16 protein-coding genes are annotated in these 16,923 nt (G+C 70.6%); 11 read left to right on the top strand and 5 right to left on the bottom strand.

Annotated features, from left to right (window positions below; genetic code table 11):
* Positions 1-18: 18 nt before the first annotated feature.
* Entirely contained in the window at positions 19-816 is a 798-nt protein-coding gene (locus BN159_RS36760) for an IclR family transcriptional regulator (protein ID WP_015662115.1), read from the bottom strand.
* 244 nt (positions 817-1,060) lie between these two features.
* Here BN159_RS36760 and BN159_RS36765 point away from each other — a divergent pair, with 244 nt between their 5' ends.
* From BN159_RS36765 to BN159_RS36775, 3 genes are all read left to right on the top strand, one after another.
* Complete coding sequence (locus BN159_RS36765) at positions 1,061-1,495, top strand: VOC family protein (protein ID WP_041822135.1); 435 nt, start codon at positions 1,061-1,063, stop codon at positions 1,493-1,495.
* A gap of 23 nt (positions 1,496-1,518) precedes the next feature.
* Positions 1,519-2,409, top strand: a complete 891-nt coding sequence (locus tag BN159_RS36770; protein WP_015662117.1) for a dioxygenase family protein — start codon at positions 1,519-1,521, stop codon at positions 2,407-2,409.
* Between the two features lie 104 nt (positions 2,410-2,513).
* Complete coding sequence (locus BN159_RS36775; RefSeq protein WP_015662118.1) at positions 2,514-3,815, top strand: phytase; 1,302 nt, start codon at positions 2,514-2,516, stop codon at positions 3,813-3,815.
* A 36-nt stretch (positions 3,816-3,851) separates the two neighbouring features.
* Here BN159_RS36775 and BN159_RS36780 read toward each other — a convergent pair whose 3' ends face one another.
* Positions 3,852-4,859 carry an aldo/keto reductase gene (locus BN159_RS36780; protein WP_041820399.1) on the bottom strand — a complete coding sequence of 336 codons (1,008 nt, stop codon included), beginning with the start codon at positions 4,857-4,859 and terminating at the stop codon, positions 3,852-3,854.
* Positions 4,860-4,948: 89 nt separating this feature from the next.
* Between BN159_RS36780 and BN159_RS36785 the strand changes: the two genes are divergently transcribed.
* From BN159_RS36785 to BN159_RS36795, 3 genes are all read left to right on the top strand, one after another.
* Positions 4,949-5,863: an AraC family transcriptional regulator gene (locus BN159_RS36785; RefSeq protein ID WP_015662120.1), complete on the top strand. Its 915-nt coding sequence runs from the start codon at positions 4,949-4,951 to the stop codon at positions 5,861-5,863.
* A gap of 115 nt (positions 5,864-5,978) precedes the next feature.
* Complete coding sequence (locus BN159_RS36790) at positions 5,979-6,764, top strand: thioesterase II family protein (protein ID WP_015662121.1); 786 nt, start codon at positions 5,979-5,981, stop codon at positions 6,762-6,764.
* A gap of 99 nt (positions 6,765-6,863) precedes the next feature.
* Positions 6,864-7,322, top strand: a complete 459-nt coding sequence (locus tag BN159_RS36795; protein ID WP_015662122.1) for an SRPBCC family protein — start codon at positions 6,864-6,866, stop codon at positions 7,320-7,322.
* Positions 7,323-7,350: 28 nt separating this feature from the next.
* Here the strand turns inward: BN159_RS36795 and BN159_RS36800 are convergent, their stop codons facing one another.
* Positions 7,351-9,267, bottom strand: coding sequence for a protein-arginine deiminase domain-containing protein (locus BN159_RS36800; protein WP_015662123.1), 1,917 nt, complete (start codon positions 9,265-9,267; stop codon positions 7,351-7,353).
* Positions 9,268-9,465: 198 nt separating this feature from the next.
* Between BN159_RS36800 and BN159_RS36805 the strand changes: the two genes are divergently transcribed.
* Positions 9,466-11,340 carry an ABC transporter ATP-binding protein gene (locus tag BN159_RS36805; RefSeq protein WP_051113583.1) on the top strand — a complete coding sequence of 625 codons (1,875 nt, stop codon included), beginning with the start codon at positions 9,466-9,468 and terminating at the stop codon, positions 11,338-11,340.
* On the opposite strand, the gene BN159_RS36810 is transcribed toward BN159_RS36805, so the two are convergent.
* Both BN159_RS36810 and BN159_RS36815 read right to left on the bottom strand, forming a co-directional pair.
* Positions 11,337-12,623: an MFS transporter gene (locus BN159_RS36810; RefSeq protein WP_015662125.1), complete on the bottom strand. Its 1,287-nt coding sequence runs from the start codon at positions 12,621-12,623 to the stop codon at positions 11,337-11,339. The genes BN159_RS36805 and BN159_RS36810 overlap by 4 nt on opposite strands.
* Positions 12,620-13,159 carry an ArsR/SmtB family transcription factor gene (locus BN159_RS36815; protein WP_015662126.1) on the bottom strand — a complete coding sequence of 180 codons (540 nt, stop codon included), beginning with the start codon at positions 13,157-13,159 and terminating at the stop codon, positions 12,620-12,622. The genes BN159_RS36810 and BN159_RS36815 overlap by 4 nt, the downstream gene beginning before the upstream one ends.
* 347 nt (positions 13,160-13,506) lie before the next feature.
* Here BN159_RS36815 and BN159_RS36820 point away from each other — a divergent pair, with 347 nt between their 5' ends.
* The 4 genes from BN159_RS36820 to BN159_RS36835 all read left to right on the top strand — a co-directional run bounded on the left by BN159_RS36820 (position 13,507) and on the right by BN159_RS36835 (position 16,887).
* Positions 13,507-14,391 (top strand): lysozyme, encoded by an 885-nt coding sequence (locus tag BN159_RS36820; protein WP_015662127.1) that lies wholly within the window; start codon positions 13,507-13,509, stop codon positions 14,389-14,391.
* 130 nt (positions 14,392-14,521) lie between these two features.
* Complete coding sequence (locus BN159_RS36825) at positions 14,522-15,184, top strand: peptidoglycan recognition protein family protein (RefSeq protein WP_015662128.1); 663 nt, start codon at positions 14,522-14,524, stop codon at positions 15,182-15,184.
* Positions 15,185-15,435: 251 nt separating this feature from the next.
* On the top strand, positions 15,436-15,954 hold the full coding sequence (locus BN159_RS36830) for a toxin-antitoxin system HicB family antitoxin (protein ID WP_015662129.1): 519 nt from the start codon (positions 15,436-15,438) through the stop codon (positions 15,952-15,954).
* Positions 15,955-16,044: 90 nt separating this feature from the next.
* Positions 16,045-16,887, top strand: a complete 843-nt coding sequence (locus tag BN159_RS36835; protein ID WP_015662130.1) for a DUF4097 family beta strand repeat-containing protein — start codon at positions 16,045-16,047, stop codon at positions 16,885-16,887.
* Positions 16,888-16,923: the final 36 nt, after the last annotated feature.

Raw genomic sequence — 16,923 nt, forward strand, 5'->3', positions numbered from 1 at the left:
CACGGACCCCGCGCAGCCTCAGCCGAGATACCCCATCCGATGGCTGATCTCGTCCGCGCCCCTGATCAGCACGGGTGCGAGTTCCTCCATGCGCTGCTCGGTGAAGCGGTACGTGGGCCCGGAGGCGCTGATGGCGGCGATGACCTCGCCGTCGCGGGAGCGGATCGGGGCGGCCATGGCGTGCAGGCCGATCTCCAGTTCCTCCAGCGCCACCGCGTACCCGCGCTCGCGTGCCTCCGCGAGGTTCTTCTCCAGCTTGCTCCTGGAGGTCAGGGTGTGCGGCGTCAGCTTCCGCGTCCCCGACGCGGCGAGGACGGCGGTCCGCTCCGGCTCCGGCAGATGGGCCAGCAGGACCTTGCCGCTCGAGGTGGCGTGCACCGGGGTGAGCTGGCCGACCCAGTTGTGGGTGCCGACCGCGCCGGGGCCGCGTACCTGGAGGAGGTTGACGGCGTAGTGCTCCTGGAGAACCGCGATGTTGACCGTCTCGCCGATCTCCTCGCTGAGCCGCTCGCACACCGTCCTGCCCTGCTGGGTGATGTCGAGGCGGCCCGTGACGGCGCCGGCCAGGCGCACGATCCCGAAGCCCAGGCGGTACTTGCCCCGCTCGCCCGTCTGCTCGACCAGGCCGCGCGCCTCCAGCGCCCCGAGCAGACGGAACGCGGTCGACTTGTGGACGGCGATCTCGACGGCCACCTCGCTGACGCCCGCCTCGCCGCGTCGGGCGAGGATCTCCAGGACGCTCACGGCGCGGTCGACGGACTGCACCCCGTTCACCGCGGGACCCGCTGTTTCGCTATCTGCGGTGTAGTTGCTCATAGCGCAACTATAGGCAATGGCCGGAAAGTGGCGAGGGGCCGCAGTGACCGGACACGAGGCCGGTTGGACGCTTGACGCCGACTGTCTCTGCGCACCTTAGGGGCTGCCTGTTCGCCGACGGAAGACCCTGGCGCTCGACGCCTCCGCGGCCGTGTGCTTAGGATGATCGTCGCGGCATCGCGTGTCGGTCACCGACAGGGTGAGGCATGGAGGCGCCGCGGAGATGCCCATGGAGGCATTCACCTTGTCAGTCGAGTTCAATCACACTGTTGTCCCGTCCCGTGACCGGGAAGAGTCCGCCCGTTTCCTCGCCCGGATTCTCGGCCTCGAGGTCGGCGAACCCGCAGAGCCCTTCCTGCCCGTCGCCACCGCGAACGGCGTCACGCTGGACTTCGCGACCGTCCCCGGTGACATCCCGACGCTGCACCTGGCGTTCCTCGTCTCGGAAGCCGAGTTCGACGAGATCCTCGCCCGGCTGGTCGCGGAACAGGTCGCCATCCAGGCCGACCCGCACGGCAGGCACCCGGGCCGCATCAACCGCAACGACGGCGGCCGGGGCGTGTACTTCCGCGACCCGTCCGGACACGGCCTTGAGGCCCTCACCCGCCCCTACGGCTCCGACCCGGCCTCGGAGCTGAACGGGGTCACCGAAGAGGTACCCGGCGCGGCCATGCGCTGAGCCGTGCTGCGAAGGAGGCGGAGATGAGCGAGCACTCCAGCGAGCCGTCCGGATTCTTCGAGGCGGAACGGTCCGCGGAGATCGTCGCCGCCTCCTTCGCGGGCGCGCCGGACGAGCGGCTGCGCGAGATCCTCACCTCGCTGGTGCGGCACGCCCACGCCTTCGTGAAGGACGTGGGCCTGACCGCGGAGGAGTGGTCCGAGGGCATCCGCTTCCTCACCGGCACCGGCCACAAGTGCGACGACACCCGGCAGGAGTTCATCCTGCTCTCCGACGTCCTCGGGGTGTCGATGCTGGTGGAGTCGCTGAACAACCCGGCGGACGGCCGGTGCACCGAGGCGACCGTGGAGGGCCCCTTCCACCTGGTCGACTCGCCCGCGCGAGAGCTGGGCGACACCATCGACGAGACCGGCGGGGGCGGAGAGCCGTGTCTGGTCACCGGCCGGGTCACCGACACCTTGGGGCAGCCGGTGGCCGGAGCGCGGGTGGATGTGTGGCAGGCCGACGCGGACGGGTTCTACGACGTCCAGCGGCCCGGCGAGATCCCGGAGCGCAATCTGCGCGGCCTGTTCACCGCCGACGGCGACGGCCGGTTCCGGTTCCGGACCGTCGTGCCGCGCCACTACCCGATCCCCGCCGACGGCCCCGTCGGCGCGCTGCTGAGGGCGACCGGCCGGCACGCCAACCGGGCCGCCCACATCCACCTCCAGATCTCGGCGCCCGGCGTCCGCACCCTGACGACCCATCTGTTCGCCGACGATTCCCCCTACTTGGACTCCGACGCGGTCTTCGGCGTCAAGGCGAGCCTGATCCGCCCCTTCGCTCACGTCGACGACCCCGAACGCGCCGCCGAGTACGGGCTGCCCAACCCGTTCCGGCACGTGGACTTCCCGGTCACGGTGCGCCGTATGTAGTGTTCATGTCAGATCCACCTCTCGGCAATCGACGGACGCCCACCCTTCACACGCACCGGACAGGCTGCGAGACGCATCCGATCATGAGCCGAAGGAGTGTTCGCGTGCCCGAGCCCCGTACCCGCCGACCGCACGTCTTCCTGATGACGGCCACACTGGTGGCACTCGCCGTGACGCTGCCCGCCCAGGCCAAGGCGTCCGCCGAACTGCCCGCGCTCACCCCGAGGTCGGAGACGGCGGCGCTCTACGACGACGAGGCGGGCGGCAACTCCGACGCGGACGACCCGGCGATCTGGCGCAACTCCGCCGACCCCGGCCGCAGCCTGGTCGTCGCCACGGCCAAGGAGGGCGGCCTGCGCGTCTACGACCTCGACGCGCGCCTCGTCCAGTCCCTGCCCGCGCCGGCCGGACCGACGCCCGACGACGCCCCCGGCCGCTTCAACAACGTCGACCTGGTGCAGGGCCTGAAGCTGTCCACCGGCCGCGCCGACCTCGCCGTCACCAGCGACCGCGGCAACGACCGGCTCCGCTTCTACCGCATCGACCGCGACCGTGCCGGCGGCCCCCTCACCGACGTCACCGACCCGGCCGCGCCGCCCGTCTTCTCCGCCGACCAGGACGAGATCAACGAGCAGACCACCGCGTACGGCCTGGCCACCTGGACCGACCGCGCCACGGGCCGTTCCTACGCCCTGGTCAGCCGCCGCGAGCGGACCAGCGTCGCGCTCCTGGAACTGCTCCCCGGCCGGTCCGGCACCGTCGGCTACCGCAAGATCCGCACCATCGACCTGCCCTCCACCTTCCGCCTGCCCGACGGCACCTCCTGGACCCCGTGCGGGGAACCCGGCGAACTGCCCCAGGTCGAGGGCATGGTGGTGGACGCCGCCAACGGCATCCTCTACGCCGGACAGGAGGACATCGGCATCTGGCGGATCCGCGCCGACCTCACCGGCACGCCCCGCCTCGTCGACAAGGTCCGCGAGTACGGCGTCCCCGGCACCTACGACGAGGCCACCGAGGAGTGCACCCCGGGCACGGACCCCGGCTACGGCGGCACCCACATCTCCGCCGACGTCGAGGGCCTCACCCTGATCCACGAGGCCGACGGCGACGGCTACCTCCTCGCCTCCAGCCAGGGCGACAACACCTTCGCCGCCTACGACCGGGAACTGGCCGACGGCAACGAGTACGAAGGCGGCTTCCGCGTCACGGCCGCCTCCGCGACCCTCGACGGCTCCGAGGAGTGCGACGGAGCGGCCGCCCTCAACGCCCCGCTCGGCCGCCGCTACCCCGACGGCCTGCTGGTCGTACAGGACGGCGACGAGACCCCGCAGTCCGACGACCGCACCGCGACGGGCTTCAAGTTCGTCGACCTCGGGGACGTGATGGAGGCCCTCGACGACTGACCGGGCGGCCCTTGTGCCCGGACGGCGGGGAGCGGCCTACCAGGTCGGCATCACGTGGTCCGGGTAACGGGCGCCTGCCGAGCCGTGCGGGAGGATCTCCTGGATGCGGGCGAGATCCTGCGCGGTGAGGGACACGTGCGCGGCGGCGACGTTCTCCGCCAGGCGGTCCGGGCTGCGAGTGCCGGGGATGGGCACGATGTCGTCGCCCTGGGCCAGCAGCCAGGCCAGCGCGAGCTGGGTGACGGCGATGCCCTTGCTCTCCGCGAGGGCCGTCAGCTCATGCACGGCGGTCAGGTTCTTCTCGTAGTTCCCGGGCTGCCAGCGCAGATCGACGCTGCGCATGTCGTCCGCCGGATACTCCGCCGCCGGCTTCACCGCACCGGTGAGGAATCCGCGGCCCAGCGGCGAGTACGGCACGAAGCCGATGCCCAGCTCCCGTACCACCGGCAGCACCTCCGCCTCGATGGCCCGCTCGAACACCGAGTACTCGGTCTGGAGCACCGACACCGGGTGCACGGCGTGGGCGCGCCGGATGACGTCGGGACCGGCCTCGCTCAGCCCGAAGTACCGCACCTTGCCTTCCGCGATCAGCTCGCCGACCGTGCCCGCCACGTCCTCGATGGGCACATCGGGATCGACGCGGTGCTGGTACAGCACGTCGATGTGGTCGGTGCCGAGGTGGCGCAGGCTGTTCTCGGTGACCTCGCGGATGTGCTCGGGGCGGCTGTCGAGGGCGGAGCCGATGCGCTGCGGATCGCTCAGGTCGAAGCCGAACTTGGTGGCGAGGACGACCTCGTCGCGGACATCCTTCAGCGCCCTGCCGAGGAGCTGCTCATTGCTGCCGGTGCCCCAGCCGTACAGCTCGGCGGTGTCGAAGAGGGTGACGCCGAGTTCGTGGGCGCGGCGGATCGTGGCGACGGCGGACCGCTCGTCCGAGGCGCCGTAGGCCATGGTCATGCCCATCGTGCCCAGGCCGATGGAGGCGACCTCCAGGCCCTGGGTGCCGAGCTTGCGGTGGGGGAGGCTGGTGGTGTGCTGTGTCATGCCCTCCACGCTAGGAACGCGGACCGCGGACGTCATGGGGCACTGATCGCATAGGATTGCCTGATCCTCTCAAGCGGAAGGGGGCGCTCATGCTGGACCGGCTCGCCCACGCCATCGAGCGGCACTGCTCGGGGCGGTGGTCCGAGACCGCCGTACCGGGGCTGTCGCTGGTGGCGCTCGACGAACTCCTCGAACCCATGCAAGTGCGGTACGAGCCGATGATCTGCTTCATCGCCGACGGCGCCAAGCGCACCGCGGCGGGCGAGCGGAGCTGGCTCACGCCCCGTGGCGAGATGGCCCTGATCACCCTCGACGTGCCGGTGACCGCCGCCTTCGAGAAGGTGCCCTACCGGGCCGCCGTCATGCGCATCGACAACCAGGCCCTGGCCGCAGTGCAGATGGAGCTGGCGGAGGCCGGGCCGTCGGCCGCACCGCTGGACCTCGCCGCGGCGGTCACCGCGCCGATGGCACCGGAACTCGTCGACGCCGTCACCCGGTGGGTCCTGCTGCTCGACTCACCGCAGGACATCGGCCCGCTCGCGGGGCGCATCGAGGCCGAGATCCTCTACCGGCTGCTGCGCAGCCCCCTCGGGCCCGTGCTGCGGCACTGGTCGCTGGCCGACTCGGCGGCCTCCCGGATCCGCGTGGCGGCCCGCTGGATCTGCGACCACTACACCGAACCGCTGAGCATCGACCGGATCGCCGAGGTGGCCCGGATGAGCCCCGCCACCCTGCACCGGCACTTCAAGACGGCCACCGGCATGTCCCCGCTGAGGTTCCAGAAGCATCTGCGCCTCCAGGAGGCCCGCCGCCTGCTGTTCGCGGGCGACAGCACGGCGGCCCAGGCCGCCCAGGCCGTCGGGTATGTCAGCGCCACGCAGTTCAACCGCGAGTACCGCCATGCCTACGGCCTGCCGCCCGGCCAGGACGCGGTCCGGCTGCGCGCCCGGCTCGCGCAGGAGCAGGACGTTCCGGTGCTGCTGGACCGCTCGGCGAAGCCGTGAGTCAGCGTGAGTCAGGGGCAGCAGGGGCTACTGCCCGGCCGGGCCCGGCTCGTAGGGTGGGCGGGATCCGTCCGCGGGTCCCGTCGCTCATCGACCTCTGGAGGTACGGCCCGTCATGTCGGCAGTGTCCGGTCGGTTCGACACCTGGTTCCGCCGCTACGAGCCGGTGTCGCCCGGCGCCGTGAAGCTCCTCGCGCTGCCGCACGCCGGTGGTTCGGCGCCGTACTTCCTGCCGCTGGCGCGGGCGCTCGCGCCGCGGCTGGACGTGCTGTGCGTGCAGTATCCGGGGCGTCTCGACCGCCACCGGGAACCCGCCCTCACGGATCTGCGGGAACTCGCGGAGCGGGTGTACCGGGCGCTGGTCGCGGTTCCGGCGGGACCCGTGGTGCTCTTCGGGCACAGCATGGGCGCCGTACTCGCCTATGAGATCGCCCGTCGGCTGGAGGCGTCCGGTGGGGGCGAGTTGCTGGGCGTGATCGCCTCCGGGCGGCGCGCGCCGCACCGGTTCCGTGCGGAGACCGTGCATCTGCGGGACGACGACGGCATCGTCGCCGAGATCCGCGAGCTGAGCGGCACCGACCAGGGCGTCCTGGACGACGAGGACCTGCTGCGCATGGTGCTGCCCGCGCTGCGCGCGGACTACCGGGCCGTGGAGACCTACCGGGAGACCGCCGACGTCTCCCCGCTCAAGGCGCCGGTGACCGTGCTGACCGGGGAGAGCGACTCCCGGGTGAGCCCGGACGACGCGCGCGCCTGGGAGGAGCTGACGAGCGGCACCTTCCGCTTCCGCTCCTTTCCCGGCGGGCACTTCTATCTCAACGGCCGCCAGGGGGAGGTCACGGCGGCGATCCGGGAGAGCGTCGAGGCCTTCCGCTCCGCGGCCGCACAGGCATCCCCCTGATGCTCCTCCGGCGCCTGAGGTCCGACGGTTGGCTCCTTCGTCTCGCGGGCGGCGCGGTGGGCCCCTAGAGTCGCGACAGGTGGCGATGGAGGAGTGCTCATGTCGGGACAGTTCGAAGCGACGGTCGAGATCGATCGGCCCGTCGAGGCGGTGTTCGAGTACCTCGCCGACGGGCGTAACGATCCCCAGTTCAGCCCTCGCGTGCTGAGGATCGATCGGGTGCCCGACGGCCCGACGGCGGTGGGCACGGTGTTCCGCAGCACGGTCAAGGACGCCGGCATGAAGACCGGCAGGGAGTTCCGCATCACCGAGATGCAGGCGCCGGTGCGGATCCGCTGGGCCGAGGTGTCGAAGAACATCGTGATGGCCCGCGAAGGCGGCTACGACCTGGAGTCGCTGCCCGACGGCCGGACCCGGGTCCGTATCTTCAACGTCCTGGAGGGCCACGGCCTCGGCAAGCTCCTCGTCGGCCTGGCGCTCACCGCCGCCCGCAAGGACGCCGACGCCTTCGGCGCCCGGATCAAGGCGGCGGCCGAGACGGCCATCCCCGCACCCTGACCCGGGCGGCCGACGCCGCGCCCCAGAGCTACGGCTTCCACCAGGCGCCGGACGCGTCGCGCAGGGTGTTGGTGCCGCAGTGGATCTCGCCCATGCCGAGGTGGTACGTGTACCAGTCATCGACGTAGGAGACCTTCATGCCGGCGCGCGTGTACGCGGCCGTGACGGCCTCGGTGAAGATGTCCTTGCCGCCGATGACGGGACCCCACTGGCGCGGGGCGAGGTAGCGGTCGCGGGAGAGCAGGATGCCGTTGACGGCGCCCGGGACGTAGGCGCTGGTCGAGACGGTGGGAGCCGGTGGCGCGGCGGAGGGGGCGCGCTCGGCGAGCTGCTGCTGGCCGTACTTCCGGGCGGCCTCCGGGTCGCCGCTGCCGCCGAGTCGGCGCAGCAGCGGCATGCGCGTCGTCTCCTCGGTGTCGCCGACGATGCCGCGGGTGTAGAGGGCGGGCACCCGGACGATCTCCTCGTCGGTGACGCCGGTCTCCCGCTTGAGGATCTCCAGGTTGGCGGTGATCTTCTTGGCCGCCATCTCGTTGTCGGACACCAAGTACCGGGAGGCCAGGGCCTCGTCGATGGTCTCCTCGGGGGAGAGAGTGCCGTCGAAGCCGGGGACGGAGAACATCTTCTTCGCGCCGTGGCCGTCGCGCTGCGCGTCGCGCAGGAGCTGAAGTCCGGCCTGCGGGTCGGCGATACCGATCCGCCAGCCGCGCGGGGTATCGGCGGGCAGGAACTGCACGAACTCGTCGACGTGCCCGACGTGCAGCCACGAGGTGTCCAGCAGGAGCGGGTCCTGAAGCCCCTGGGACTTCAGCAGGGTGCGTATCTCCTTCGAGGGGCGCACACCGCTGCCGTCCTTGCGCTCGCCCATGATGTTCCGCCCGGCCGGGAACGAGCGGCCGTTGTGCGTGTAGGGCGGGATGGTCTCCAGGTTGCCGAAGGAGTTCAGGGTCTCCCAGCCCTGCATGTCCCGGCCCTTGGCCTGGACGACGCCGACGTTCGGGCCGCGCAGCTTCTCGTACAGCTCGCGGCCCGCCGGGCGGTCCTGGGCGGAGCGCAGCATCACGCGCATCGTCCGCTGCCGTCCGTCCGGACCGGTCATGTTGAGGTAGGCGGGCTCGACGAAGTCCTGGGCCCAGATGTCGCCGTACTTCTCGAAGGTCGCCGGCGGCTTGGTGATCCCCGCCGCCTTGGCCTCCTTCTCCAGGTTCTTGACGAACGCGCGCTGCCGCTTGGCCCAGGGCTCGTTGCCGGGGACCTTGGTGACCAGCAGCTGCTGCGTGTTCTGGAGGGCGTGGTGGGTGAGCAGCGGGGCGGCGCGCAGGGTGACGGTGTCCGAGGCGGTGCCGGACGAGGAGGTCACCCTCAACCGGATCGAGACGCGCCCGTCCCACTTCGCGCTGTCCCGGATCACGTCCTTGCCCTCGACCCCGAACTCGACGCCGGCACGCAACTCGGCCCGCTTCAGCCGGGTCTGAGAGGTCACCAGTTTCCAAGCACCGTCCTGCTTGACGAAGACCCTGCTCTGCGCGGCCCCCTTGGTGACCTTGACGCTGCCCTTGGCGTCGGACGGCAGGTTCCGCATCGGCACGGAGCGGACCCGGGCCAGGTCGGCGGCGTCGGCACGCCCGTTGACCTTCTGGTCGGTGGCGTCGTTGCAGCCGACCAACTTGGCGTCGGAGAGCGGGCGTCCGCCCGGACCGGCGGTCGGGCACCGCTTGCTGTCGTCGTCGATGTTTGGCAGGAAGACCGCTCCACGCCCGACGGACCAGGTGTCCTCACCGGCGGTGTCGGTATCACCGCTCAGGTCAACCTGCCCGTCGCGATCGACATCCGCTCTCAGATCCACACTCAGCGGCTCCGCCGCCTGGGCAGCGGCCGGCGGTGCCAGCACCGCTCCCGTCGCGGTAAGAGCCAGCACCGCCCGAGCGGCGTGTTTCGTACGCACATCGCGTCCTTTCGTTCCGTGCGGTTGTCCCCCGCTGCTGGGGATGAGGTGGAACGGACGCTGTGCGTTGGCTGTACCGGACGAACTCATCCTCGATGATGACGAATTGAGTGTCCGGTTATCGCCGTTCCGCGTTAATTGCCTGGACTCAAACCTCCCTTGACGGGACACTTCCGACTTCCGACCGACGGGAGTGTGATGGGGACAACAGAGACGCGAGGGCCTACGCCGGGTAGGAGCGCGGTCGTACTGGCTCTCCGCCGCTACGGCCGGGAACTGCTGCGACTACGACGGCTCGCCATCCCCGCGATGCTGTTGCCGGCCCTCGGCAACATCGGCACCCGCTACGTCGCCCCCCTGCTGATCGCCAAACTGGCGGCACAAGCAGCCGACGACGGCGGTGTCACCCTCGGCTCGGCACTGCCGTACGTGCTGGGTTTCGGCGTGACGCTGCTGCTCGCCGAGGTCGTGTGGCGCATCGGGCAGCACTGTCTGAACCGCGTGGACGCCCTCGGCATGGAGCACCTCTACGTGAGCGGGATGGATGAACTCCTGGCCCAGGACGCGGCGTTCTTCCACGACAATTTCGCCGGCTCGCTGACCAAACGGGTGCTGAGCTTCGGCAAGCGTTTCGAGGACTTCGTCGACACGGTGACGTACCGGATCGTGGGGAGTCTCGTCCCGTTGGCGTTCGGTGCCGTCGTGCTGTGGAGCTACGAACCGATGCTCGTCGCCGGCCTCCTGGTGATGATCGCGCTGACCGTGGTGGCCGCGACGCCTCTGATCCGCCGTCGGCAGCGGCTCGTCAACGACCGTGAGGCGGCGATGGCCCGGGTCTCCGGCCACGTCGCCGACAGCCTCATGAACATGGAGACGATCCGCGCGTTCGCAGCCGAGCGGCGGGAGGCCGAAGAACACCGCAGCCGGGTCGCGGACTCCCGGCGCCTGACGCTGAGGTCGTGGGACTACGGCAATCTGCGCGTCGACACCCTGGTCGCTCCCATGTCCGTGCTGACCAACGTGCTGGGGCTGCTGGTCGCCATCGCCCTCGGCGGTTCGGGCCAGGGAGTCGAGGAGATCGTCGTCGCTTTCACCTACTACTCCAACGCCACACAGATCATGTTCGAGTTCAACCAGATCTACCGGCGGCTGGAAAGCTCGATGACCGAGGCCGCACAGTTCACGGAGTTGCTGCTGGATCCGCCCACCGTGCTCGACCCGACGAAACCCGACGCGCTCGCACTGCGGGACACGGGCATCCGCTTCGAGGCGGTGACCTTCGCCCACACGGGTGCGAACCCGATTTTCCAGGGACTCGACCTGGACGTGCCCGCGGGCGCACGGATCGGTCTGGTCGGCAGGTCCGGCGGCGGCAAGACCACGCTCACCCGGCTCCTGCTGCGGATGTCGGACATTCACGGCGGGCGCATCCTGATCGGTGGTCAGGACATCAGCCGACTGCGCCAGACCGTTCTGCGCTCACTGTTCGCCTACGTCCCGCAGGAACCCGCCATGTTCCACCGCAGCCTGCGGGACAACATCGCCTTCGCCCGGCCCGGCGCCACCGACGCCGAGATCCACGCGGCGGCCGCGGCCGCGCACGTCACGGAGTTCGCCGACCAACTCCCTGACGGCTTCGCCACCCTGGTGGGGGAGCGGGGAGTCAAACTCTCGGGCGGTCAGCGTCAACGCGTCGCCCTTGCCAGGGCGATCCTGCGCGACGCGCCGATCCTCCTGCTCGACGAGGCGACCAGCGCGCTGGACTCGGAGAGCGAACTCCTCGTCCAGGACGCCCTGTGGCGGTTGATGGAGGGACGCACGGCCCTCGTGGTCGCCCACCGCCTGAGCACCGTCGCCGGTATGGACGGTCTCGTCGTCCTCGACCGCGGAAGCGTCGTCGAGCAGGGCACGCATGAGCAACTCCTCGCGGTGGAGGGTGCCTACGCGAAGCTGTGGCAGCACCAGTCGGGCGGCTTCCTCGGCGAGAGCACCGAGCCGACCCTCGGAATCTCCGGAGTCGCGGGACCACCGAGCCAGGATCGGCACTGGCGGGGCAACCTCGCGGAGCCCTAGACGGCCCGCTCCTGAACAGGATCCGGGGATTGAGGGTGCTCCGGATCATCGGCCCGTGCAGCGGCACGCAGCGCCGCTTCGACCCGGCGGTTGCTGGTCATGGTCGCGGTGACCGCGGTCATGGTGAGCAGGAGGCCGGCGGCGGCGTAGAGCGGGGTGCGCACGTCGTAGGCGGTGGCCAGCCAGCCGCCGAGGAAGGCGCCCAACGGGGCGGCGCACATGGCGAGCATGCGGGAGGTGGAGGCGACCCGGCCCATCAGGTGGGCGGGGACGATCGCCTGGCGGAGGGAGGGGCCGAGCACCATCGTGGCGCCCATACCGGCCCCGCAGACGGCGAGCGCCAGGCCGGCCACGTACCGGTTCGGGGCGGCCGCGAGCCCCAGGACGGCGAGTCCCTCGACTGCGGCCGTGCAGGTCAGCGCGGTGCCGGTGCCGAGTCGCCGGCCGAGGCGGGAGGCGATGGCCGCGCCGAGCAGACCGCCGGTGGCCTCCGCCGTGAGGAGCAGGCCGAAGCCGAAGGTGTCGATGCCGAGACGCTCGTGCGCGAAGAGGGCCAGCACGGTCTCCACGGCGAGGAAGGCGATGTTCCCGACCGCCGGACGCAGCGCGAGCCCGAGCAGCAACCGGTCCCTGAAGACGTACGAGGCCCCGGCCCGCGCCTGCCGCAGCAGCGACTCGCGGATCTCCGGCATGGGCCGGGGCAGGGCGGGAAGCGACCGTACGAGCAGTGCGGACACCGCGAACGAGACCGCGTCGGCGAGCAGCGGGACCGCCCGTCCGAGTGCGAGCAGGGCACTGCCCGCGGGCGGCCCGGCGAAGCCGGACATGGCGGTCTGGGCTCCGCGCAGGCGGGAGTTGGCGCGCTCCAGGAGCACGGGGTCACGGCCGAGCAGGTCCGGCAGATAGGCGGTGGCGGCCGTGTCGAAGAAGAGCCCGCCAAGGCCCAGCAGGAAGGCGACAGCCGCGAGCAGCGGGATGCTCAGCACGTCGAGCGCGGCCGCGGCCGCCGGTATCGCGAGCAGCGCCGCACGCGCCGCGTCCGTGACCCACATGGTGCGCCGGCGGTCCCAGCGGTCCACCAGGGCACCGCCGAGCACACCGAAGAGCAGCCACGGCAGCGTTCCGGCGGCCGTGACGACGGCGAGCGCCATCGGATCGTGCGTCAGCGTCAACGCGAGCAGCGGCAGCGCGGCGTGCGACACCCCGTCACCGAGCGAGGACACCGTCTGCGCGGTCCACAGCCGTCCGAACCCGGCCGGCAACTTCCCTATGGCTGAGGTCACTTGGCGTCCCCCTCGGCCCGCGCGCGCGATGCCGGGTGGAACAGGGCGAAGACCAGTGACGCGTCCGGCAGCGACGGATCGGACAGTTCCCGGTACTCGTCCGCCAGAGCCTCCAGCCGCGCCCCCAACTCGGCGAACTGCTCCTCGGTGAGGCGCAGATGCGCCATCCGCACATGCCGCTCGCCATCCGCCGGCGACGCCTCCAGATCCGCCACCGCGTGCCGCATCAGCACATCCGGCCCTCCCTCACCCGGATCGGGCAGCACGATCGCCCGCGCGGCCATGGCGTAGTACCGCTCGGTGACCCCCCGCACCTTCCGCGTCCGCACCACCTTCACCAGACCCGCCCGTTCCAGCAGCCGCACGTGATAGCTCGAACTCCCCTTCGCAAGGCCCACCCGCTCGGCGATCTGCGTGATCGTCGCGGGCTCGAAGCGGAGCACGGCCATGATCCGGTGACGCGTGAGATTGGAAACGGCGCGCAGTTGGTCGTCCGTGGTGACGTGAAACGTCTCGGGAAGATCATCGGTAGGCATGTGAGTAATGGTCAACGATTCTTGACCATTGCGCAAGGGGATTCCGCGCGTGCGACCAGGTTCCTGCGCGGTGCGGAGCGCATCGACGCGCCGATTCTCAACGCATCACCGTGCAGGCCCTGTTGAGCGTCCGGCAGCAAAGCCGAGCCCGGCTCATCTTTCACGCGAATGAAAGTTGCCGTCCGTCGGTTGCCGTGTTCCCTGACCATCTGCTTCCGCAGTGGACCAGACCACCAGCGAGCCCTGGAGACTCTTTACACCGGCGGAATCTACGTGCGTAACTAATGACGCGCGCACGTCAAAATCCAGGATCCTCCCCTCATCTCCCCACATGCCAGGAGAGAGCCATGTTCTCGCTCAGACGTTCCGCGACACTCCTCCGCAGACGCTCCGTCACGGCACTCATCGTGCTCGGCGCCGCCCTCGCGCTGACCGTCACCACCGCCCCGGGCGCCTCCGCCGCCCCCGACCCCACCAAGGGCCGCCCGCAGATCCCGGAGGGCCAGGCCTACATGGGTGCGGGCATCCGTATCCACCAGGGCAACCCCGCCAGTGAGCCCTCGGCGGGCATCCTGGCCCCGACCGACGGCGTCCAGGGCATCGACGTCTCGCACTGGCAGGGTGCCATCAACTGGACGTCCGTACGCAACGCGGGTATCCAGTTCGCCTGGATCAAGGCGACCGAGGGCACCAGCTACAAGGACGACCGGTTCAACACGAACTACACCAACGCCTATTACGCGGGCGTCATCCGGGGCGCGTACCACTTCGCCCGGCCCAACCTCTCCAGCGGCGCCGTCCAGGCGAACTACTTCGCCTCCAACGGCGGTGCCTGGTCGCGCGACAACCTGACCCTGCCCGGCGTCCTGGACATCGAGCACAACCCCTACGGGGCGAGCTGCTACGGCCTGTCCACGACTCAGATGCGCAGCTGGATCAACGACTTCTACAACACCTACAAGTCACGCACCACCCGTGACGTGGTGATCTACACGACCGCGAGCTGGTGGAACACCTGCACCGGCAACTGGACCGGCATGTACTCCAAGAGCCCGCTGTGGGTGGCGCACTGGACCACCGCGTCGTCCCCGACGATTCCGAGCGGCTTCCCCTACTGGACGGTGTGGCAATACACCAGCACCGGCTCGGTGAGCGGTGTCTCCGGCAACGTGGACCGGAACAAGTTCAACGGCACCCGCGACCGGCTCGTGGCGCTCGCCAACAACACCTGACGCGCACCGGCTCGTTCACCTTTCGCGACCCCGCTCCCAGCACGTGATGACGCGGTGGAGCCGTTCCACGTCCTGCGCGGCTCCACCGTGCCCCCCACCTTCCCACCCCCACCTCTTCCGAGGAGTGATCGTGAACGCCGAGAACGCGCTCCGCCGCCGCCTCCTTCTCGCCGCCACGGCCGGCCTCGTCGCCGGCACCGCCCTGCCGGACACCGCCCACTCCGTACCGGCCCAGGGCGCCGAAGCGCTGGAGCCGGACATCGACTCCACCGCGGCCTGGCGCGCCCGCCCGGCCAGCGGGACGATCAAAACCCTCCAGTACCGGCCGTCCAAGATCGTCGTGCATCACACGGTGAGCGCCAACACCTCCGACTTCTCCCGAGCCCAGGCGCACGCCCACGCACACTGGGTGCAGGACCTGCACATGGACAAGAACGGCTGGGTGGACACCGGTTACCACTTCCTGGTCAGCCGGGGCGGCTGGATCACCGAGGGGCGCCACGGCAGCCTGCGCACCCTCACCGGCGGGGCCACCTTCGTCCAGGGCGCACACACCTCGGGTCAGAACAACCAGGCCATCGGCATCGCCAACGAGGGCTCCTACCACACGGGCGCGGTGCCGCCCACGGCCCAGTGGGACGTCCTGGTGCTGCTGTGTGCGTACGTGTGCGCCAAGTACGGCATCCCCGCCGTGCAGATCTACGGTCACAAGGACTTCGGTGACACCCTGTGCCCCGGCGTCATCCACGACATGCTCCCGCGCCTGCGCGACGAGGTAGCCGACCGCATGTGACGGCGGCCCATCGCAGCTCCGGTGAAGGCGGGTGCGGGGGCGTACAGGGCCGCATGGCGCCGCATGACACCACTTGGTGCCATGCGGCGCCATCTCGTGCTTCCGGGAGCGGATGGGTGCGCGTGGCGCCACAATGGTGAGGGTCGTTCTTTTCGCATTTCCGCAGGTCAGGGCGGCTTTCCCACGACTGGAGCCGTGCGGGGTGCCATTGAGGCTTGCGGGTGGCGCCACGATGGTGCCATGATGGCGTCATGGACCTCACGCCGTATGTCGACTCCCTCCGCCGCGAACTGGCGGTGGCCGCCGAAGCCGGCGGCGACGAAGCCCGCGAGCTGGCCGAGCGGCTCACCGCTCCCCTGGAGTCGGCGACCCGACTGACCATGCTCAACGTGCTCTCCGCCGCGATGGACGAGATCACCCGCGAACTCGCCCCCGGCTCGGTCGACGTACGGCTGCGCGGGCTCGACCCCGACTTCGTGGTGACACCGCCGCCCACCGACAGCGGCCCCATGGAGACGGCCGCCGTGCCCGTCGAACCGCTCAAGGCGCAGCCGCCCGCCGATGGCGACGAGGGCGGCACCGCCCGCGTCAACCTTCGCCTGCCGGCCCACCTCAAGGCGCGTGCCGAGGAGGCCGCGAGCCGCGAGGGGCTGTCGGTCAACGCGTGGCTGGTGCGGGCCGTTTCGGCCGCGGTCGACGGCGGCACCCGACCGCCTGCGACGAACCGGACCAGCTCCGTCGGACAGAGCTTCACGGGCTGGGTCCGCTAGCCGCGCCCGCACCGCCCCAAGAACAGCACTCCACCCACACCGCGTCCCACCAGCGGGGACGACACAAGGACTCATGAGGACGGGACAGCCATGCCTTCTTTCGACACCCCCGAACCGATTTCGGTTACCGCCTACGTGTACGCCGGTTCCATCCGGTTCACCGCAGGAGACCGCCTCGACACCGTCGTCGAGGTGCGCCCCCGCGCCCCGAAGAAGGACCTGGACGTACGTGCGGCCGACCAGACCGAGGTCGCCTATGCCGGCGGCCTCCTGACCATCGCCACGCCCAAGGCCAATCTGCTCGGGCGCGGCGGCACCGTCGACGTGACGGTGGAACTGCCCACGGGCTCGCACATCGACGTGACCAACGCCGCGACCAGTGTGCTCGGCGAGGGCCGGCTCGGCGAGGTCCGCGTGAAGAGTTCGGCGGGTGACGTCCGCCTCGACACCACAGGCCCGCTGAAGCTGACCGCGTCGCACGGCTCGGTCACCGTGGAGCGGGTCGAGGGCGCGGCCGAGATCACCAGCAGCACCGGCAATGTGCGCGTCGGTCTCGTCGACGGCCCCGCCGTCCTGAAGAACTCGCACGGCGCCACCACCGTCGGTGCCGTGACCGGCGAGCTGCGGGTGAGCGGCGCCCACGGCGGTATCGACATCGCACGCGCCGAGGCGTCGGTCACCGGCACGGCGACCCACGGCCACCTGCGCGTCGCCGAAGTCGCCCGCGGCGAAGTCCAGTTGGAGACCTCCAACGGGTCCATCGAGATCGGCATCCGCGAGGGCACCGCCGCCTGGCTCGACGTCAGCTCCACCCGCGGGCAGGTGCGCAACGCGCTCGCCGCGTCCGAGGCCCCGGAGCAGACCGAGGAGACCGTCAAGGTCCGCGCCCGGACCAACTGGGGCAACATCGACGTCCTGCGCGCCCACGCCTGAGCGGCGGCCCGCCCGACTCGCCCACTCCTCAGTTCC

Source organism: Streptomyces davaonensis JCM 4913, from assembly GCF_000349325.1.
GTDB classification, from domain to species: Bacteria; Actinomycetota; Actinomycetes; order Streptomycetales; family Streptomycetaceae; genus Streptomyces; species Streptomyces davaonensis.